This is a genomic window from Nocardiopsis sp. iso_238, assembly GCF_056173325.1.
This window is the reverse complement of sequence record NZ_CM149668.1, coordinates 2,164,712-2,183,420: the sequence shown is the minus strand read 5'-3', so window position 1 is coordinate 2,183,420 and position 18,709 is coordinate 2,164,712. Positions and strand designations below refer to the sequence as shown.

At 69.5% G+C, this 18,709-nt stretch carries 19 protein-coding genes; 3 read left to right on the top strand and 16 right to left on the bottom strand.

Features of this window, described 5'->3' with window-relative positions:
- Positions 1 to 178: 178 nt before the first annotated feature.
- The 10 genes from AC0VYL_RS09730 to uvrC all read right to left on the bottom strand — a co-directional run bounded on the left by AC0VYL_RS09730 (position 179) and on the right by uvrC (position 10,614).
- Entirely contained in the window at positions 179 to 550 is a 372-nt protein-coding gene (locus AC0VYL_RS09730) for an RNA polymerase-binding protein RbpA (protein WP_083926821.1), read from the bottom strand.
- A 78-nt stretch (positions 551 to 628) separates the two neighbouring features.
- Complete coding sequence (gene secG, locus AC0VYL_RS09725; protein WP_352387973.1) at positions 629 to 865, bottom strand: preprotein translocase subunit SecG; 237 nt, start codon at positions 863 to 865, stop codon at positions 629 to 631.
- A 287-nt stretch (positions 866 to 1,152) separates the two neighbouring features.
- Positions 1,153 to 1,932, bottom strand: a complete 780-nt coding sequence (gene tpiA, locus AC0VYL_RS09720) for a triose-phosphate isomerase (protein ID WP_475461486.1) — start codon at positions 1,930 to 1,932, stop codon at positions 1,153 to 1,155.
- Between the two features lie 120 nt (positions 1,933 to 2,052).
- Positions 2,053 to 3,237: a phosphoglycerate kinase gene (locus tag AC0VYL_RS09715; RefSeq protein ID WP_475482916.1), complete on the bottom strand. Its 1,185-nt coding sequence runs from the start codon at positions 3,235 to 3,237 to the stop codon at positions 2,053 to 2,055.
- Positions 3,238 to 3,358: 121 nt separating this feature from the next.
- Complete coding sequence (gap, locus tag AC0VYL_RS09710) at positions 3,359 to 4,363, bottom strand: type I glyceraldehyde-3-phosphate dehydrogenase (protein ID WP_475482915.1); 1,005 nt, start codon at positions 4,361 to 4,363, stop codon at positions 3,359 to 3,361.
- A gap of 328 nt (positions 4,364 to 4,691) precedes the next feature.
- The gene (gene whiA, locus AC0VYL_RS09705) at positions 4,692 to 5,672 is read right to left on the bottom strand and encodes a DNA-binding protein WhiA (RefSeq protein WP_330094586.1); all 981 of its coding nucleotides are present in this window, start codon (positions 5,670 to 5,672) and stop codon (positions 4,692 to 4,694) included.
- A 201-nt stretch (positions 5,673 to 5,873) separates the two neighbouring features.
- Complete coding sequence (locus tag AC0VYL_RS09700; protein WP_475482914.1) at positions 5,874 to 6,290, bottom strand: DUF488 domain-containing protein; 417 nt, start codon at positions 6,288 to 6,290, stop codon at positions 5,874 to 5,876.
- 67 nt (positions 6,291 to 6,357) lie between these two features.
- Positions 6,358 to 7,335, bottom strand: a complete 978-nt coding sequence (locus tag AC0VYL_RS09695) for a gluconeogenesis factor YvcK family protein (protein WP_475482913.1) — start codon at positions 7,333 to 7,335, stop codon at positions 6,358 to 6,360.
- A 343-nt stretch (positions 7,336 to 7,678) separates the two neighbouring features.
- Entirely contained in the window at positions 7,679 to 8,563 is an 885-nt protein-coding gene (gene rapZ / locus AC0VYL_RS09690) for an RNase adapter RapZ (protein WP_475461471.1), read from the bottom strand.
- Complete coding sequence (gene uvrC / locus AC0VYL_RS09685) at positions 8,560 to 10,614, bottom strand: excinuclease ABC subunit UvrC (protein WP_475461469.1); 2,055 nt, start codon at positions 10,612 to 10,614, stop codon at positions 8,560 to 8,562. The genes rapZ and uvrC overlap by 4 nt, the downstream gene beginning before the upstream one ends.
- 179 nt (positions 10,615 to 10,793) lie before the next feature.
- Here uvrC and AC0VYL_RS09680 point away from each other — a divergent pair, with 179 nt between their 5' ends.
- Positions 10,794 to 11,951, top strand: coding sequence for a mechanosensitive ion channel family protein (locus AC0VYL_RS09680; protein ID WP_475482912.1), 1,158 nt, complete (start codon positions 10,794 to 10,796; stop codon positions 11,949 to 11,951).
- 66 nt (positions 11,952 to 12,017) lie between these two features.
- On the opposite strand, the gene AC0VYL_RS09675 is transcribed toward AC0VYL_RS09680, so the two are convergent.
- From AC0VYL_RS09675 to AC0VYL_RS09650, 6 genes are all read right to left on the bottom strand, one after another.
- Entirely contained in the window at positions 12,018 to 12,404 is a 387-nt protein-coding gene (locus AC0VYL_RS09675) for a Rieske (2Fe-2S) protein (RefSeq protein WP_475482911.1), read from the bottom strand.
- Between the two features lie 739 nt (positions 12,405 to 13,143).
- Positions 13,144 to 13,977, bottom strand: coding sequence for an aminoglycoside phosphotransferase (locus AC0VYL_RS09670; protein ID WP_475482910.1), 834 nt, complete (start codon positions 13,975 to 13,977; stop codon positions 13,144 to 13,146).
- Positions 13,974 to 14,714 carry an AAA family ATPase gene (locus AC0VYL_RS09665; protein ID WP_475482909.1) on the bottom strand — a complete coding sequence of 247 codons (741 nt, stop codon included), beginning with the start codon at positions 14,712 to 14,714 and terminating at the stop codon, positions 13,974 to 13,976. The genes AC0VYL_RS09670 and AC0VYL_RS09665 overlap by 4 nt, the downstream gene beginning before the upstream one ends.
- Before the next feature lie 10 nt (positions 14,715 to 14,724).
- Positions 14,725 to 15,630, bottom strand: a complete 906-nt coding sequence (locus tag AC0VYL_RS09660) for a radical SAM/SPASM domain-containing protein (RefSeq protein ID WP_475482908.1) — start codon at positions 15,628 to 15,630, stop codon at positions 14,725 to 14,727.
- A 238-nt stretch (positions 15,631 to 15,868) separates the two neighbouring features.
- Positions 15,869 to 16,069: a BldC family transcriptional regulator gene (locus AC0VYL_RS09655; protein WP_475482907.1), complete on the bottom strand. Its 201-nt coding sequence runs from the start codon at positions 16,067 to 16,069 to the stop codon at positions 15,869 to 15,871.
- Between the two features lie 10 nt (positions 16,070 to 16,079).
- Positions 16,080 to 16,217, bottom strand: a complete 138-nt coding sequence (locus tag AC0VYL_RS09650) for a hypothetical protein (protein WP_475482906.1) — start codon at positions 16,215 to 16,217, stop codon at positions 16,080 to 16,082.
- Positions 16,218 to 16,709: 492 nt separating this feature from the next.
- On the opposite strand from AC0VYL_RS09650, the gene AC0VYL_RS09645 reads away from it, so the two are divergent.
- Both AC0VYL_RS09645 and AC0VYL_RS09640 read left to right on the top strand, forming a co-directional pair.
- Positions 16,710 to 17,855, top strand: a complete 1,146-nt coding sequence (locus AC0VYL_RS09645) for a helix-turn-helix domain-containing protein (RefSeq protein WP_475482905.1) — start codon at positions 16,710 to 16,712, stop codon at positions 17,853 to 17,855.
- Positions 17,856 to 17,868: 13 nt separating this feature from the next.
- Positions 17,869 to 18,453 (top strand): HD domain-containing protein, encoded by a 585-nt coding sequence (locus tag AC0VYL_RS09640; protein ID WP_475482904.1) that lies wholly within the window; start codon positions 17,869 to 17,871, stop codon positions 18,451 to 18,453.
- Positions 18,454 to 18,709 lie beyond the last annotated feature (256 nt).

Sequence of the window (18,709 nt, the reverse complement as noted above, 5' to 3'; positions counted from 1 at the left end):
CACCAACTCCTCAGGAAGGGGGCTTCGGGGGTGTGTGTCGGTCATCGTAATTCCCACCAGCCACAGCAGTCTCGGGAATGAGAAGATACCTCCATCCCTCATGTCTGACGTGGTGTTCCCGGGCACGCGAAGGGGCCCGCCACCGGTCCTGTGACCGGTGGCGGGCCCCTTCGAAGTCCTAGTTCTGGGAGGCCCTCATGTGGGCCTCGACCGCGGCGCGGTCGGCGCGGAGCTTGGCCAGCGCCTCGTCGAGGATGAGCTTGCCCTCCTCCTCGCTGCGCCGCTCCTTCACGTACGCCAGGTGGGTCTTGTACGGCTCGGTGCGCGGAGGCGACGGGGGGTTGGCCTTGTCCTTGCCCGCGGGGAAGCCGCAGCGCGGGCAGTCCCACTCGTCGGGAACGGCGGCCTCGCTGGCGAAACTGGGAATGACCTCGTGCAGGTTCGCACAGTAGAACGGGACCCGGACGCGGGGAGCGGCCTCGCCCCGCTCCGCCTCGCCCATAGGGCCAGCTCCGACTCGGCTGCCACGGATGGCGCTGCCACTACCCACGAAAAACTCCTTCAGCGAACTCGCTGCCTGACTCGGGCGAGATTGTCTTGGACGAGGGGTCTGCGGCCGGTCGGCGCGCTACATTCCCCGGTTGATCAGCAGACCGAGGATGACGATCGTCACGATCCACGTGATCGCGATCCCGATGGTCATCCGGTCGAGGTTGCGCTCGACCACGGAGGAGCCGCCGAGCGAGGAGGTGACACCGCCGCCGAACATGTCGGACAGGCCACCGCCCTTGCCCTTGTGCATCAGCACGAGGAGGACCAACAGCACACTGAGAAGCATCACGAAGATGGACAGACCGAGGATCACACGCTCACCCGTAGCTCGACCCCGCAGCAGGGGGGAATGGACACCTCGATCCCCCTTTTCCCGCCCGTACCAGGGCCGACGGGAGGCGTCGGTCCGGAGCGGGTCGCGGAAGGAGGAGACCGGGGACGTTTTCGGATTTTACCGTGCCGGTGAAGGCATGGGCGGGGAAACCCCAAGGCAGGGGAATCCCCACAGCGAAGTCTAGCCCGAACGGGGCACCTGTCGGGCACCCGGGCCGTCACCCCTGGACGTCAGAGAGTGACGGGCCCGGTCCGCGAGACGATTGGTCAGCCGTTCTCGCCGAAACGGATCACCTTGGTGAACTCGTCGGCCTTCAGGCAGGCACCGCCGACCAGGGCGCCGTCGACGTCCTCCTTCGCCATGATGCCGGGGGCGTTGTCGCCCTTGACCGAGCCGCCGTAGAGCACGCGGACGGCGTCGGCCACCTCGGCGGAGTACAGCTCGGCCAGGCGGACGCGGATCGCCGCGCACACCTCCTGGGCGTCCTCGGGGGTGGCGACCTCACCGGTGCCGATGGCCCACACGGGCTCGTAGGCGATGACGATCCGCTCGGCCTGCTCGGCCGGGATCTCCTTGAGGGCGCCGTCCAGCTGGGCCAGGACGTGCTCGACCTGCTGGCCGGCCTTGCGCACCTCAAGCCCCTCGCCCACGCACAGCAGCGGGACGATGTCGTTCTTGTAGGCGGCCTTGACCTTGGCGTTCACCAGGGCGTCGTCCTCGTTGTGGTACTCGCGGCGCTCGGAGTGGCCCACCAGGACGTAGGAGCACTCCAGCTTGGCGAGCATCGCACCGGAGACCTCGCCGGTGTAGGCGCCCTTGTCGTGGGCGGAGATGTCCTGCGCGCCGAAGCGGATGCGCAGCTTGTCCCCGTCCACCAGGGTCTGCACGCTGCGGAGGTCGGTGAACGGCGGCAGGACGACGACCTCGGCGTTGTCGTAGTCCTTGTCGTTCAGGGCGAAGGCCAGCTTCTGGACGAGCGCGATCGCCTCGAAGTGGTTGTTGTTCATCTTCCAGTTGCCCGCGATGAGCGGCTGGCGCTTGGTCATCCTTGACTCACTTCACAATCGTCGGAGAGGGCTTGCGTGTGCGCCGCCGCGGCCGGGCGGAGGCGCGGGGAGTGTGCGTTCGGGCCCGGAGCGCCGCGAGGCGCGGGGCGAACACTCCGCTCAGGCCAGGGCGTCGATGCCGGGGAGGTCCTTGCCCTCCAGGTACTCCAGGCTGGCGCCGCCGCCGGTGGAGATGTGGCCGAAGGCCGCCTCGTCGAAGCCCAGGGATCGCACGGCGGCGGCGGAGTCGCCTCCGCCGACGACGGTGAAGGCGTCGGAGTCGATGAGGGCCTGGGCCAGGGCGCGCGTGCCGCCCGCGTAGGGAGCCATCTCGAACACGCCCATCGGGCCGTTCCAGAACACGGTCCGGGCGTCGGCCAGCTTCTCGGCGAACAGCTCCTGGCTCTTCGGGCCGATGTCCAGGCCCATGCGGTCGGCCGGGATGGCGTCGACGCCCACGGCGGCGTGCGGGGCGTCGGCGGCGAACTTCTCGGCGGCCACGACGTCCACGGGAAGGACGATCTCCACGCCCTCGCGCTCGGCGCGCTCCAGGTAGCCGCGCACGGTGTCGAGCTGGTCGCTCTCCAGGAGGCTGGAGCCGACCTCGTAGCCCTTGGCCTTGAGGAAGGTGAACACCATGCCGCCGCCGATGAGCAGGCGGTCGGCGGTGCCCAGGAGGTTGTCGATCACGGCGAGCTTGTCGGAGACCTTGGAGCCGCCCAGCGCCACCACGTAGGGGCGCTCGGGGTCCTCGGTGAGCCGCTTGAGCACCTCGACCTCGGTCAGCACCAGGCCGCCGACGGCGTGCGGGAGCTTGCCGGGCAGGTCGTAGACGCTGGCGTGCCTGCGGTGCACGGCGCCGAAGGCGTCGCCCACGTACAGGTCCGCGAGCTGCGCGAAGCGGTCCGCGAGCTCGCCGCGCTCGGCCTCGTCCTTGCTGGTCTCGCCGGGCTCGAAGCGCACGTTCTCCAGCAGCGCGACCTCTCCGTCCCCGAGGGCGGCGGAGGTGGCGCGGGCGGACTCCCCGGCGGTGTCGGCGGCGAAGGCGACCTCGGTGCCGAGCAGCTCACCGAGGCGGGCGGCGACGGGGCGCAGGGAGTACTGGGGGTCCGGGGCGCCCTTGGGGCGGCCCAGGTGGGCGGCGACGATGACGCGCGCGCCGCGCTCACGGAGCTTCTCGATGGTCGGCAGGGCCGCGCGGATGCGCCCGTCGTCGGTGATGCGGTCACCGTCCAGGGGCACGTTCAGGTCGGCCCGGACGAACACGCGCTTGCCGGAGACGTCAAGGTCGTCGATCGTCCGCATGCTGGTCTCCTCGTTGGGGTGTCGAAGTCTGGGAGGGCGCGCACGCGACGGCACCCCCACCGCGCGGGGGCGGAAGGGGTGCCGGGTCAGGCGTGCGCCGCCACGGGTCGGGACCCGTCGGTCACAGGTTGGAGCCGACCAGCTTGGCCAGGTCGACCAGGCGGTTGGAGTAGCCCCACTCGTTGTCGTACCAGCCCAGGATCTTGACCTGGTTGCCGGAGACCATGGTCATCCCGGCGTCCAGGGTGCAGGAGGGCGAGGTGCCGACGATGTCGGAGGAGACGATCTCGTCCTCGGTGTAGACCAGGACGTCCTTGAGCGGGCCCTCGGCCGCGGCCTTGAACGCGGCGTTGACCTCGTCCTTGGTGACCTCACGGTCCACGGTGACGACCAGGTCGGTGGCGGAGCCGTCCGGCACGGGGACGCGCATGGCCATGCCGTCCAGCTTGCCCGCGAGCTCGGGGATGACCAGGGCCGTGGCCTTGGCCGCACCCGTGCTGGTCGGGATGATGTTCTGCGCGGCAGCGCGGGCGCGACGCAGGTCCTTGTGCGGGAAGTCCAGGATGACCTGGTCGTTCGTGTACGCGTGGACCGTGGTCATGAAGCCCTGCTGGATGCCGAAGGCGTCCTTGAGGACCTTCGCCATGGGCGCCACGCAGTTCGTGGTGCAGGAGGCGTTGGAGATGATGTCGTGGTTGGCGGCGTCGTACTTGTCGTCGTTGACGCCCATCACGATGGTGATGTCCTCGCCCTTGGCCGGGGCGGAGATGATGACCTTCTTGGCGCCGGCGCTGATGTGCTTCCGGGCGTCCTCGGCCTTGGTGAAGATACCGGTGGACTCGACGACGACGTCGACGTTGAGCTCGCCCCAGGGCAGCTGGGCGGGGTCGCGCTGGGCGAGGACCTTGATGGTCTTGTCGCCGACGCGGATGAAGTCGTCACCGACCTCGACGTCGCCGTCGAGGGTGCCGAGCACCGTGTCGTACTTGAGCAGGTGCGCGAGCGTCTTGGTGTCGGTGAGGTCGTTGACCGCGACGATTTCGATGTCGCTGCCGCCAGCGGCGACCGCGCGCCAGAAGTTGCGGCCGATCCGACCGAAGCCGTTGACGCCTACACGGATGGTCACGGAACCAATCTCCTCATATGTCGCACAGCAGTTTCACCCGAGCGTGTGGGCTGTTCCCGGAGCACCGGACTGGTACGGCCGGCACGACCGTGTTGAACAGCGTGAACGCGTAACAGGTGTTCACAAAGAGCCTAGCGGAGTGTCGGCGGGGAGCCGTTCTCACCCCCGTCCAGCCACCCGTCGCGCCCTCGCGGATTCGCGACCATCCTGACACCGTGAAGCGGAGAGGTCTATACCATTTTCGGAAGTTATCCGGGAGTTTTCCCAGTTAACAAAGCCGAACATCGGTGTCACGGCCGCGTTCCGGCGCGATTGCGCCCCAGACCGGTCAGGGGACGAGCATGTCGGGAGTGAGGTTCGCCTCGGTTCCCTCGATGCCCAGGTCACTGGCCCGCTTGTCGGCCATGGCCAGCAGCCTGCGGATGCGCCCGGCGATGGCGTCCTTGGTCAGCGGCGGGACCGAGAGCTGTCCCAGCTCCTCCAGGGACGCCTGCTTGTGGGCCAGGCGCAGCTGCCCGGCGGCCACCAGGTGCTTGGGGGCTTCCTCCCCCAGGATCTCCAGGGCCCGCTCGACCCGCGCGCCCGCCGCGACCGCCGCCCGGGCGCTGCGCCGCAGGTTGGCGTCGTCGAAGTTGGCGAGCCGGTTCGCGGTGGCCCGCACCTCCCGGCGCATCCGGCGCTCCTCCCAGGCCAGGACGCTCTGGTGGGCGCCCAGCAGGGTCAGCAGCGCGCCGATGGAGTCGCCGTCGCGCACCACCACCCGGTCCACGCCGCGCACCTCGCGGGCCTTGGCGTGCACCTTGAGGCGTCGGGCCGCACCGACCAGGGCCAGCGCGGCCTCCGGACCGGGGCAGGTGACCTCGAGGGACATGGAACGACCCGGCTCGGTCAGGGAGCCGTGCGCGATGAAGGCGCCGCGCCAGGCGGACTCGGAGTCGCAGGCACCGCCCGCCACCACGTGGCGGGGCAGGCCGCGCACGGGACGCCCGTTGTTGTCGACCAGCCCGGTCTGGCGGGCCAGGGACTCACCGTCCTTGATCACCCGCACCACGTACCGGTTGCCCTTGCGCAGTCCGCTCGGGGAGAGCACGACGACCTCGGACTCGTGCCCGAAGACCTCCGAGATGTCCTTGCGCAGCCGCCGCGCGGCCGCGCCCGTGTCGAGTTCGGCCTCGATCACGATCCGGCCGCCCACGAGGTGCAGGCCACCGGTGAACCGCAGGATGGTGGACACCTCCGCCTTGCGGCAGCATGGCTTGAGGATCGCCAGTCGGCTCAGCTCATCCTTCACCACGCCGGTCATCGCCATCGCCGCGATCCTCCCCTTGAACTGGCAGAACACCGGCACCGCACACCCGGGCGCCGGGTGCCGCCACGGGCTGTTCCCTGGGCGGCTGTCTCTCGGTGCAGACTACGTGACGCGCGCCTTTACGCCGACCCCCGCACGGCGTGTCGCGCTTCCTCAAGCCCAGCTCACAGGCGGCGTGTCGCCCTTCGTGACGGTGTGCGGTCAATTGCTCCCGGACTCCTGGGAGGAGTTCAGGAGCGACTCCAGGTGGTCCCTCAGCACGACGGCGTGGTTGTGCTCGGTGTCCCTGGCCGCGTACAGGAGCGTGACGGGCCCCGTCCGGGCCGCGTCGAGGATCGGGGCCAGGACCTCCGGGTGGGCCTCCAGCTCGGCCCGGTAGCGGCGGGAGAACTCCTCGAAACGGCCCGGGTCGTGCCCGAACCAGGTACGCAGATGCGGACTGGGCGCGACGTCCTTGACCCACTCGTCCCCGTCGACCGCGCTCTTGCTCACCCCTCGGGGCCAGAGCCGGTCCACCAGGAACCGGGGCCCGGGCGGGGGCTCCTCCCCCTGCCCGGGGTGCTTCTCGGCACGAACCTCGTCGTAGACGCGTTCCAGGTGGATGCGGTGATCAGCCATGCGCCCACCCTTCCCCGCCCCCGGTCACGGGCACCCCAGCCCGGTACCAACATCGGGAGACTCGGGGTCAGTCCTCCAGGACGTGCTCCAGGGCGGCGGCCAGCTTGTCGGCGTCGTGGCGCGGGGTGCCGTCCCCCCGGCTCAGGTCGGCCAGTTCGAGCCGCCCGCCGAGCTGGTGGGCGGCGGACAGGAGCGGGCCGACCTCCTCCACCGTGCCGGAGTCGGCCAGCACCACGTCCACGCCCAGCTTGGGCGCGTGCTCGTGGAGCACCTCGAGGTAGGTCTCGGGGCGGAAGTCGTCGGTCTCCCCCTGCTGGGGTGACAGGTTCAGCACCACCAGCCGCCGGGCGCGCGTGGTGACCAGGGCGTGGGCCAGCTCCGGAACCAGCAGGTGCGGCAGCACGCTGGTGAACCACGATCCCGGACCGAAGACCACCCAGTCGGCCTCCCGCACGGCCTTGACCGCCTGCGGACTCGCCGGGGGGTCCTCGGGGATCAGCGAGATGGAGCGCACCCGGCCGCTGGTGCTGGCGCACGCCACCTGCCCGCGCACCGTGGTGAGCGCGTCGGGTTCACCGGGGTCGATCCCGGCCACCTCCGCCGAGATCTCCAGCGGCACGGACGACATCGGCAGGACCCGGCCGTGGGCGCCCAGCAGCTGGCCCACCCAGTCCAGCCCCGCCACCGAGTCGCCGAGCAGTTCCCACAGGGCGACGATCAGCAGGTTGCCGACCGCGTGGCCGTGCAGGTCCCCCTCCGAGCGGAACCGGTGCTGGAGCACCTGGCTCCAGGTGTGCCCCCACTCGTCGTCCCCGCACAGCGCGGCCAGGGCCATCCTCAGGTCACCGGGCGGAAGCACGCCCAGTTCCTCGCGCAGGCGGCCGCTGGAGCCGCCGTCGTCGGCGACGGTCACGATCGCGGTGACGTCCGTGGTCACCCTGCGCAGCGCAGACAGGGAGGCGTGCAGGCCGTGCCCGCCCCCCAGCGCGACCACCCGGGGCGGCCGTGAGGCGTCGTCCCCGTCCGGATCGGTGCTGTTCGACATGCCTTTGGCCTGCCCCCTCGTCCCGTGTCCGGCGGTCGCGTCGGCCCGCCCCGGAAGGGGGCGTGCGAACGGCCGACCCACGCCCCCGGCCCGCCGTGTCCCGATCCCTTGGCGGACCGGCACCAACAATGACCGGGCCAATGTAAGGGAAGACGCCATTATTGGCGATTCGGTTCACCTGAGGGCCTGGCGTGTCCACGGGCACCAGGATGTCAGAGGGAGGCGTGACCGGCCGTGAGCGGCTCGGACACGATCACGCCAGTGGCGCGGGTCACCTCGGTGGCCCGGGGGCGCGAGCCCCCGGGTGCCGCCGCCGACGCTTCCGTGCCCGCCGGAGCGCGTGTCACTCCCGGCCCACGTCCCGGTGGACCACGTGCACGTCGACGCCCTGCGCCCGCAGCCGTTCACCGAACTGCTCCGCCATGGCCACGCTGCGGTGCTTGCCGCCGGTACAGCCCACCGCCAGGGTCATGTAGTGCTTGCCCTCGCGCTGGTACCCGGCGATGGTCAGCTTCAGGACCTCCGAGTACGCCTCCAGCATCTCCTGCGCGCCGTCCTGGGAGAGCACGTAGTCCCGGACCGGCTCGTCCCGGCCGTTCATGGGCCGCAGGTCCGGCACCCAGTGCGGGTTGGGCAGGAACCGGCAGTCCAGGACCAGGTCGGCGTCGACCGGCAGACCGTGCTTGAACCCGAAGGAGACCACGTTGGCGCGCGGACGCACCTCGTCGCTCTCCCCGAAGAAGCCGATCACCCGCGCCTTGAGCTGGTGCACGTTGAGCTGGGAGGTGTCGATGACCAGGTCGGCCTCGCCGCGGATCGCGCGCAGGGTCTCGCGCTCGCGGTCGATGCCGTCGGTCAGGCGCCCGTCGCCCTGGAGGGGGTGCGGGCGGCGGACCCCCTCGAAGCGGCGCACCAGGGCGTCGTCACCGGCCTCCAGGTACAGCACCCGCGCGGTGATGTCGCGCTTGCGCAGCTCCTCCACCGTGGACAGCAGGTCCTCCGTGAACGCGAGCGAACGCACGTCCACCACCACCGCGACCCGGGGCACCGCCCCGTGCGTGCGGCCCGCGAGCTCGATCATCGTCGGCAGCAGCCCCGGTGGCAGGTTGTCCACCACGAACCAGTCCAGGTCCTCCAGGGCCCTGGCCGCCGTGCTTCGACCCGCACCGGACATCCCGGTGACGATGACCACGTCGGGCGGTAGCTCCCCGCCCAGTTCGACCGTCATGTGTCTCCTCCCCCGTCTGTGCCTTGCCTTGCCGTCGCCCCGTCACCCTCCGCATCCCTCCGGCCGGGGCCACCGGACAGATGTGCGTGTACGGACTCGGCCAGCTTGGGGCCGATCCCCGGTACCGCCGCGATCTCCTCGACACTCGCCGAAGCGAGTCTGCGCACCGAACCGAACTCCTTGATGAGGGCGGTCCTGCGCGCCGGGCCCAGGCCCGGAAGTTCGTCCAGACTGCTCCCGGTGAGCGCCTTGGCGCGCTTCTGCCGGTGGTACTGGATGGCGAATCGGTGGGCCTCGTCGCGGACGCGCTGGAGCAGGTAGAGGCCCTCACCCGCGCGCGGGAGGATCACCGGGTCCTCGTCGTCGGGCAGCCACACCTCCTCCAGGCGCTTGGCCAGACCGCAGACGGCCACGTCCTCGATGCCGAGTTCGTCCAACGCCCGCCGCGCCGCCTCCGCCTGCGGGCGGGCACCGTCCACCACCACCAGGTTAGGCGGATAGGCGAATTTGCCGGGCGCGGGCTCCTCGGAGGTGCCGCTCCCGCCCGTGACCCCGTGGCCGTCGGTGTCCGCGTGGTCGTCGGTACCGCCCATCCGGGCCACCTCGCCGGCGCGGGCGCTCTCCTCCAGGTAGCGGCGGAACCGTCGCCTGACCACCTCGTACATGGCGGCCACGTCGTGCTGTTCCGCTCCCCCGGCCCCGCTGCCGCGCACGGAGAACCGCCGGTACTCGGACTTGCGGGCCAGACCGTCCTCGAAGACCACCATCGAGGCCACCACGTGCTCGCCCTGGAGGTTGGAGATGTCGAAGCACTCGATGCGCAGCGGCGCCTCGGGCAGGTCCAGCGCCTCCTGGATCTCGTTGAGGGCGCGGCCCCGGGTGCTCAGGTCTCCGGCGCGGTGGGTCTTGTGCCGGGCCAGCGCCTCGCGGGCGTTCTTGTCCACGGTCTCCATGAGGGACTTCTTGTCGCCGCGCCGGGGCACACGCAGGTCCACCGCCGCGCCCCGGTGCTCGGCCAGCCAGCTCGCCACGGCGTCGGGGTCGTCCGGCTCGTGGGAGACCAGGACCTCACGCGGGATCGACGTGCCGGTGCCCTCGGTCTCCTCGGCCCCGTCCAGCGAGCCGTAGAGCTGGCGGAGGAAGTTCTGCATGAGCTCCCCGGGACTGGCGTCGGTCACCTTGTCCACCACGTAGCCGCGCTGGCCGCGGATCCGGCCGCCCCGCACGTGGAAGATCTGGACCGCCGCCTCCAGGGGGTCGTCGGACATGGCGATGACGTCGCAGTCGGTGGAGTCGGGCAGGACCACGGCCTGCTTCTCCAGGGCGGCGCGCAGGGCCTCGATGTCGTCGCGGATGCGCGCGGCCCGCTCGTACTCCATCTCCTGGGCCGCCTCGGTCATCCGGGTCTCCAGCTGACGGATGAAGCGCCCGGTGTCCCCGGCCAGGAAGGAGCAGAAGTCCTCTGCCAGTTCGCGGTGCTCCTCGGGGCTGGCGCGGCCCACGCAGGGCGCCACGCACTTGCCGATGTAGCCGAGGAGGCAGGGGCGGCCGCTGTTGCGGGCGCCCCGGAACACCCCGGGCGAGCAGGTGCGCACGGGGAAGACCCGCAGCAGCAGGTCGACGGTCTCGCGGATGGCCCAGGCGTGGGAGTAGGGGCCGAAGTAGCGCACGCCACGGCGCTTGGCGCCCCGCATCACCTGGACCCGGGGGAACTCCTCGTTGAGGGTCACCGCCAGGTAGGGGTAGCTCTTGTCGTCGCGGTACTTGACGTTGAAGCGCGGATCGTACTGCTTGATCCAGGAGTACTCCAGCTGGAGGGCCTCGACCTCGGTGCCGACGATCGTCCAGTCGACGTCGGCGGCGGTGGAGACCATCTGCTGGGTGCGGGGGTGCAGTCCGGCGAAGTCCCGGAAGTAGGAGGACAGCCTCGACCGCAGGTTCTTGGCCTTGCCCACGTAGATGACCCGGCCGGAGGCGTCCCGGAATCGGTAGACGCCCGGCTCGGTCGGGATGGAGCCGGGGGCGGGGCGCAGGTGAGGAGTCGCAGCCATACCCCCATTCTGGTCGCTCCCGGGGACAGACGGCCACCGGTCCGTGCGATGCGCCCCCGTGGAGCGGGTCACTCCGGAGGAATCAGTCCAAGCAAACGTCACGATTGGATATCTGCATGGTCTAGGTTGGGCGGGTACAGCTGAACTTCCCGACATGAACGACAAGGGGGCGCTTCGACGTGTCCGTCTCCCAATGGATCGCGATCGGCATCGCCGTCTCGGTCTCGATGGCCCTGGTCTTCATCCTCCAGTGGCTGCTCAACCACAAGTTGGGCAAGGTCTGGCCGATGGCCCGCTACGTGGTCTCGCGCTCGGCGGTCACCGCGTACACCGCCGCGGCGGTCGCCGGTGCCAACCTGGCGCTCCCCAGTCGGGGAGACGTGGCCTGGAGCACCTTCCAGACCATCGACCACGCGATGACGATCCTGATGATCGGTACCCTGACCGCCCTCGGGATCAGTCTGGCCTACGCGGCCACCGACATGGTGCTGGAGCGCCTCTCCGCGCGCAACGGCGACGCCGACCGCCGGGCCCGCCGGCTCCAGACCCAGGTACGCCTGCTGCGCAGGGTCATCACCTCGATCATCGTGGTCCTGGCGATCGCGTCGATCCTCTTCACCTTCGACGAGGTCCGCGCACTCGGCGCCGGGCTCCTGGCCTCGGCCGGTGTCATCGGTATCGTCGCCGGTGTCGCCGCCCAGTCGACCCTGGGCAACCTCTTCGCCGGACTCCAGCTGGCCTTCAGTGACGCCCTGCGCATCGGGGACGTCGTGGTGGTCGAGGGCGAGTGGGGCCGCGTCGAGGAGCTCAGCCTCGTCAACGTCACCATCAAGATCTGGGACGAGCGCCGCCTGGTGGTCCCGGTCGCCAACTTCACCACCACCAGCTTCGAGAACTGGACCAAGGCCGGGACCAACATCACCGCCAAGGTCCAGCTCCCCCTCGACTGGGAGGTGCCCATCGGGGACCTGCGCGAGGAGACCGGCCGCCTGATCACGTCCAGCAGGTTCTGGGACGGGCGCAGCTGGTCCTGCCAGGTCGTGGACATCACCGACACCGGTGAGGTCATGGTCCGGGTGGTGGCCACCGCCTCCGACACCGGCAACCAGTGGAACATCGCGTGCGAGATCCGCGAGCACCTGGTCACCTGGTTGGCCACCAACTACCCCGAGTCCCTGCCGCGCAACCGCACGGAGTTCATCAGCGGCGCGGAGGAGTCCGACTACGCGGCGCAGTTCCCGACCTCGGCGTTCCGCCGGGCGGCCCCCGCCTCCTCGGACACGGCCCATGACGACGGCAACGGTTCGGCGCAGTCGGGCAACCCCGAAGAGGTCTGACCGACCGCACACACGACGGAGCCCCACCGAACTCTCGGTGGGGCTCCGTCGTGTGTGGCCCCGGGGTCAGTCGAGGATGATGTCGGTCCCGTCAATGGTGACGGTGAACTCCTCCAGGGGGTCCTCCGCCGGGCCGGTCACGACCTCGCCGGAGACGATGTCGAACTCGCTCCCGTGGCACAGGCAGCGGATGACCTCGTCCTCCACCTCCTGGACCGTGCAGCCGCCGTGGGTGCAGGCGGCGCTGAAGGCCTTGTACTCACCCTCCTCGGGCTGGGTCACCACCAGCTTGCTGTGGCTGAACACCGCTCCGCCGCCCTCGGGCACGTCCGTGGTCTGACCGACCACGTGACCCCGGCGCACCTCCTGGGGGTTGGGAGGCTGACCACAGGCGCTCACGGCGGTCACGGCGGCCGCCGCCCCCGCCGTTCCGAGCAGACGACGCCTGCTCACCCCGCACCCGCATGTCCTCGTTCCAGCCACGACCGAACGCTCCTCACCTGCGCCTGAATTCCACTACGAACTGTAGTACAGCGCGCCTGTAAGTCTTACGCGGGTCCTGAACTGCGACTTCGTGAGCTTCGAGGCGACGCGGTCGTGAGCACGACCGTTGTTGGCGGCACTATCGCCGTATGTCGACCGCCTCGGCCACGGGAGTGGCAGATACCGAAAACCGATGGGACCAGCCCCCTCACGAACCTTGGCAAACTGGGTCAGAGCCCTCCGTGCCGGGATCGCCACTGAGAAGCAGGGCAGAAGACCCGCCAGCGAGTACACGATCCCAACTACCAGCCTGCGCCGGGTCGATGGCCACCTGGCCGTGCAAGGCCTCCCTCAGACCCTCGACAGCGTCTCCGCCGAAGTCCTGAGCGACCTGCTCGACGACATCACCTCAGCAACGTCATCTGGGACCGCACTCCACCACCACAGGAATCTCAAGGCGCTCGCCGTGACCACGCTCGTCGGCGCCGCCACTTCGGTCTCTGCTCTGGTAATCGACGGCGGGGTGCTCACCCTCGCCACCGTCGGCACCGCCGCTGGGAGCGGCGCCCTCATGGCCGTGGCCGCCCAACGTCCACCACCGCGTGGAGAAGTAGTAGGTCAACGTCCAGAATCGCACTTGCGTTCGGCGAGCCCCTCACGCGACGTCGCCCCGCTCCACCGTGAAGGTGGAGCGGGGCGACGTGGTCGTTCATCCGCCCAGCAGCTCGCGTGCCCGCCGGTGCAGCAGGGTTGCGACCGCCGGGTCGTCTCCGTGCTCGATCCGCAGAAGGAGGCGGGCGATGACGAAGAGCTGGGCGCGCACTCCGTCCGGAGTGTCGAGTTGGTCAGCGAACACCTGGTGTACCTGCTCGGCGGTCTCAGGGTGGGCGAGACTGTGGCAGTACAGGGTGGCCGTGTCGAGTCCGGCCGGGGCGCCTCCCCAGAGTTCCCAGTCCAAGACGCCCAGGCTGGGGCCAAGCAGGTTGTTCCAGTGCAGGTCAGCGTGCGCGGTTGTCCAGTGCGTGACGGTCGGGTCGATGGCGTCACCGAAGAACACGGCCAGGCGCCGCGTGACAGTGTCCTGGTCGACCGCGACCCGGGTCGTGTCATGCTCCGCCAGCCGGTCGAGGGCAGCACGCAGGTCAGACCACCAGCCATCTCCCACTTCGGGGAGGTCCTGGAGGAAGGGCGTTGGCGAGCAGACGTCCCCGGGGAGCATGGTCGCGGCCTCGGCGCGGACCCGTCGAGGTGGGTCGTCCCACTCGGTGACCTCGACGACCTCGGGGCGGGGAATCCCGGTGAGTGCGTTGGCGTCAGCGTTGCCGGTCCAGGACTCCCCCTGGGCCCACCGAGGGAATTCGGTGGTGACCCGTACCCACAGGTATCCGTGCGGGCCCCGCGCGGGGGCGCCGACCGTGCGGTCTCGCCACCCGAACACCGGTTCCCCGGTCGGGGTGAGCCCGAACTCCTCGGTGGCCTGGGCGAGCAGGGTTCGCATGTGGTCGCGGTGGCGTTGGTCGGCCAGGTCCTGGGCGGTGGTCATGGGTCGACGATATGACGCAGGTACCGGCCGGGGTCGGACATATAGCGGCGCCAGTGGTCGACCATCTCCAGATCAGCCCAGGTGGTGCGGCGTGAGCCGTGGTCTCCGACCTCGATCACGTCCGTGCCTGGTAGGGCGGACAGGATCGGGCTGTGCGTGGCGCAGATGATCTGTGATCCGGACTGCGCGAGGTCGTGCATGAGTCCGACCAGGCGCAGGCACGACATGAAGCTGAGAGCGGCCTCGGGTTCGTCCATGAGGTACAGGCCGGGCTTGTCGAACATGGTCTGGAGGATGATCAGGAACCCTTCACCGTGGGAGTGTTCGGCCAGGTTCTCGTCCCAGTATCCGTGCATCCCCGACACCGCCTCGGCAAATCCGAAGGTGGTTTCGGCACGCAGGAAGTAGCCGGTCTGGGCGCGACGCCCGGCCTGTTTCTGCCGGGCGCCGCGTTGCGTCAGGTCCAGGCGCAAACGCTCCCCCAAGACGCCCTTGGGGCGGTTGTTGGCGTACTTGCGTCCGGCCCTTCCGCCGCGCGCGTCCAGTCCGTAAGCTTCGGCGATTCCTTCCACGAGCGTGGACTTACCGGACCCGTTCTCACCGACGAGAAAGGTCACCGGCTCTCGGAACTCCATCGGTTCGGAGAGCAGGCCGCCCACGGCCGGGACCGAGTAGGGCCACTCGGCCGGGTCCGGTGTGTCGAGCCCGGTCGGGAGGTCGATGCCTTGGACGAACACGCGTGATTCCTTACCTGTAGTCCGGTGCGCACCCACCAGTCGGAGTGCAACCGGTCGGCGTACATGCCGGGCTGCACGAGGGACCGCACTGGGGGTCGCACATGTCCGGCACGCACGGACCAGCGGCGAAGTCGGCCCGCAGCTGGCCGACCACGGTCGCCATCCGCTCACTGGTCATGATCTCGTTCAAGGACTGTTCCCGCACGTTGCCCACCGACAACCAGCGGGTGAACACGCACGGCCACACCTCACCGTTCGGGGCCACGGCCAGGTTGCCGTGGGCGCACCGGCCGCACAGAACCGAGGTGTCGGGTTCGGCGTCGGTCGAGGCGCCCCGGCCGACACCGCGCAGGTCGTCGTATCGCACTTCCCCCAGGTCGAGGGTGTCGAGCTGGGCGCGCGCCTGGTCGCTGCGCTGGGATTCCAGAACACCGATGACCCCGGCCCGCAGGGGGATGTGGCGGCGTCGGGCTTCGGTGATGTTGGCCAGCGTGCGCGCGTGGGTCGGCCGCTTGGTGATCTTCTCGTGCTCGGCCGGGTCGTCGGAATACCAGGACGTGGCCAGCCGCACCCCGGGGCGCGCGAACACCTCCCACAACGCGGTGGGAACGTGCACGAGGTTGCTGAACACCTCGACCTCCAGCCCACGGCTGAGGGCGTGGCCGATCAGGTCGGACAGGTCCGGATGCAAGGTGGGTTCGCCACCGATGAACTGAACCAGTCCGGCCCCGGCGTCGGCGACGTCGTCGATCACGCGCCGCCAGTCTGCGGTGTACATGGTGCCGTGGTCGCCATTGGGGCCGCTGTCGGCGTAGCAGTGCGTACACGCGAGTTGGCACTTACCGGTGATCTCCAACCAGACGAACCGCAACGGGGGAGCGGCCTCGGGGATATGGATCTCTCGGGTGATCGTCACGGGGGTGCCTCCTGATGCAGTGATCTCACGAAGTCATCACGGGGTGTCGCCACTTCGGCGGGAACTCGGCCGAGTGCCAACTACTTCGGGGCCTTGCAGTCACCGCAGAGCCTGCCCTTGCAGGGCTCACCGCACTTCTCGCAGCGGTCCATGTCGTCTCACCTCCTTTCCCTGTTACAGGGGTGTGGGACCCGCGGCCCAGGAGAGGGCACCTGACACGCGGGAGTCGGACTGACTCTTAGCCGGCGAAGCCGCCCAGAAGGGCCTTGACCTGGTCGCTGCGGTAGCGCCGATGTCCACCCAGGGCGCAAATGGATTGGAGTTTTCCCGCTTTGGCCCACCGGGTCACGGTCTTGGGGTCGACCCGAAACATGGTGGCGACCTCGGCCGGAGTCAACAGCTCCACGGGCGCTAGGGGGTCGGGAGTTCGCGTGCTCACTCGGGTGCTCCTACGCGGGCGTCATCTCGCGCCGCCATTCCGGCGGGGACACAACGGCCACCATCTCCTCCTCCGGCTGGGCGGCCAGGAGGGGCTGCCTCTCCATGACCTCCAAGACCTCCGGGAAGTCGCCCATGTCAATGTCCATGTCGGGTCCTCTCTCTGTGCTGTGGGTGCCATGTGGTGAGGGTGGGAACTATGGGCGGGACGGCGTGGGCTCACCGTGGTGGGCGCGGAGGGACTCCTCCAGGAGCTCAGGGGTCGGCGCGGACTCGCCACGGGTCCGGCCAGGTGCTGGCGTCCCCTCCCACGGTGGTCGCCCTCGTGCCCGATCGTCAGGGTGCACGAGCGCGGCGTGCCGCTGGCGTCGAGGGCAGTGGAGGTGCAGCGCGATCCCTCCATCACGCCACCACCAGGCCCAGGCCGTCGAGGACCGTCAGGAGCACGGATAGCTCGGGGTGCCGGGGCGGGGCGCGGGTGGTTCGCTGCGATCCGCTCGTACGCGGACCCCGTATCGTCTGCGCTCACCGTCATCGCCTCACCTGGAATCGGCTGCTCTGTACTGTGGCTATGACGCTACGGACCGCCGTGCGACCGGACCACGGACCGGGAGTACGAGTCACCCCCTCGGAGAAGCCCCATGGCCAAGCGCACCGCGTCTTCGACCCTGACTGCCGGTCAGAGTTCGCTCCCACGGCCTGACGCGGAGCGGGAAGGGAGGGTGTCGGGGTACGTCCTGAAGACGATCCGGCAGACAGTCGGCCTCACCCAGGAACAGTTGGCCGAGAAGGCCCGGGTGGACGTGTCCACGCTCCAAGGATGGGAGTCGGGGCGCCGCCCGCTCATGGCCATTTCCGCAGGCGCGTATCTGAAGCTGAGGCACCTGCTACTACGGCTGGGGTCGTCACCGAAGCTCCTCGGGCAGCTGGACACCGGGATGGAGGCCGACCGTTTCCTCGGGTACGTGATGACCGCGGACAGGTCGATCGACCTGGAGAACCACCCACTCGCCACGTGGGTGATCACCCGCCCGTTCACGGAACTGGTGGCGTGGCCGTTCACGGGGGACGTCCCGAACCAGATGAAGGAAGTCGCACCACTGCGGAGGCGTGGCCCATCGGGGTCTGGCCCGGACATGAGCGCGGACGAACGCCGCCACATGGTGTCCCACCTCCAGGCTGCTGCGGAGCAGGCCGCGAAGGGCTCCGTAAAGGGGGCTCTCCTTCGCCGCCAGGCCCACTACGTCGCCGGGTTCGACAAGAGCTCGGAAACCGTGGAGTGGCTGGCGGTGATGCAGCGCGCCGAACAGCGCCGCCTCGGTTCGGAGGTGGAATGGACCCCGTCGTGGGCGGTGGTGCGCTCTGGGGCGCACACGCTCGCGCGCACGGGCGACGAGGAGGCGCCTCCGTCGTTCATCGACGTCCACATTTCGACGGACGCCTGCGAGATCGCGAACCTCAACTACTGGGCGTACTGGCTCGGGGAGATCAGCGATCCCCAGCTGGCAGACACGTTCATGGTCGAGCTCGACATCGACTCGTGGCACGGCGACCGCCTGCTTAAACACCTCGCCGCCCGGTTGACCCCGGACAACGTCTACGTCGACGTCGTCTGCCACACCCTGTGGGCATTGATCATCCGCAAGTCGGGGCTGCTGACAAAGAAGATCGCGGACGACCTCATCGAGTCGGTTGGCCGGATGCTGTCAGAGGCCACGATCTCGCCCCAGTCGAAGCGCGAACTGGAGGAAGTGTCCTACGCTCTTCGGACGGTTCAACGGCGTTAGAAGGGTCCCCTGAATGGGTCAGCAGCAGGACGTGCGGGCACTGGACTTCCTGTACGAGGCGGGTCTCCTCAAACGCTACAAGCGGACCGGGTGGGTGGTGGCCGGTGTCCCGGAGCCGGAGTCGATAGCGGACCACTCGCACCGCACCGCCCTCACAGCGGCCGTCATCGCGGAGCTCGAAGGCGCGAACCCGGAGCGCGCCGCCTTCTTGGCCCTGTTCCACGACACGCAGGAGACGCGGCTGACGGACATCCCGTACATCGGGAAGCGGTATCTGAAGGCGTCCTCGAACGCCGAGGTGACGGCGGACCAGGTGTCGGGGATGCCAGAGGGGCTGGCCCGGCTCATTGGTGGCGCGGAGGCGGAGTACGAGGCGAAGGAGTCTGCTGAGGCGCGGTGCGCGAAGGATGCCGACAAGCTCGAATGCTTGTTGCAGGCGGTGGAGTACCGGGAGCAAGGCACGGACACACAGGCGTGGATCGACACTTCCCTCGCCGCACTGAGGACTGACAGCGCGCAGCGGCTCGCGAAGTTGGCCCTTGACCGGTCGCCGCTGTCGTGGATGCACGAAGCGCGGGACTCCAAGCCTCCGAAGTAGGCCGCGTGTGAGAACGACCTCAACATACAGGGCCCGCCCTCATGTCGTCTGGGCGGTTGTTACGCCGCCACGCCCTCCTGCATCGCCAGTAGGCCACGGAAGCGCTGGAGGGTGCCGCGGCATGTCCGGTCGGACAACTCGTGGCCAGCAGCGACCAAGACCGCGGCAATGTGTTCGCCGGAATCATTTCTGGTCCTAGCACGGCGTGGATCTCAAGCCCTCGGCGTGGTGTTGGTAGCACCGCCCCCGCCCAGGG

Excerpts from the sequence above, each read along its gene's own strand:
- uvrC (WP_475461469.1), bottom strand. The coding sequence starts at position 10,614 with ATGGCTGCGACTCCTCACCTGCGCCCCGCCCCCGGCTCCATCCCGACC.
- AC0VYL_RS09650 (WP_475482906.1), bottom strand. The coding sequence starts at position 16,217 with ATGGACATTGACATGGGCGACTTCCCGGAGGTCTTGGAGGTCATGGAG.
- tpiA (WP_475461486.1), bottom strand. The coding sequence starts at position 1,932 with ATGACCAAGCGCCAGCCGCTCATCGCGGGCAACTGGAAGATGAACAAC.
- rapZ (WP_475461471.1), bottom strand. The coding sequence starts at position 8,563 with ATGACGGTCGAACTGGGCGGGGAGCTACCGCCCGACGTGGTCATCGTC.
- AC0VYL_RS09670 (WP_475482910.1), bottom strand. The coding sequence starts at position 13,977 with ATGACCACCGCCCAGGACCTGGCCGACCAACGCCACCGCGACCACATG.
- AC0VYL_RS09645 (WP_475482905.1), top strand. The coding sequence starts at position 16,710 with ATGGCCAAGCGCACCGCGTCTTCGACCCTGACTGCCGGTCAGAGTTCG.
- AC0VYL_RS09640 (WP_475482904.1), top strand. The coding sequence starts at position 17,869 with ATGGGTCAGCAGCAGGACGTGCGGGCACTGGACTTCCTGTACGAGGCG.
- AC0VYL_RS09700 (WP_475482914.1), bottom strand. The coding sequence starts at position 6,290 with ATGGCTGATCACCGCATCCACCTGGAACGCGTCTACGACGAGGTTCGT.
- AC0VYL_RS09695 (WP_475482913.1), bottom strand. The coding sequence starts at position 7,335 with ATGTCGAACAGCACCGATCCGGACGGGGACGACGCCTCACGGCCGCCC.
- AC0VYL_RS09715 (WP_475482916.1), bottom strand. The coding sequence starts at position 3,237 with ATGCGGACGATCGACGACCTTGACGTCTCCGGCAAGCGCGTGTTCGTC.
- whiA (WP_330094586.1), bottom strand. The coding sequence starts at position 5,672 with ATGGCGATGACCGGCGTGGTGAAGGATGAGCTGAGCCGACTGGCGATC.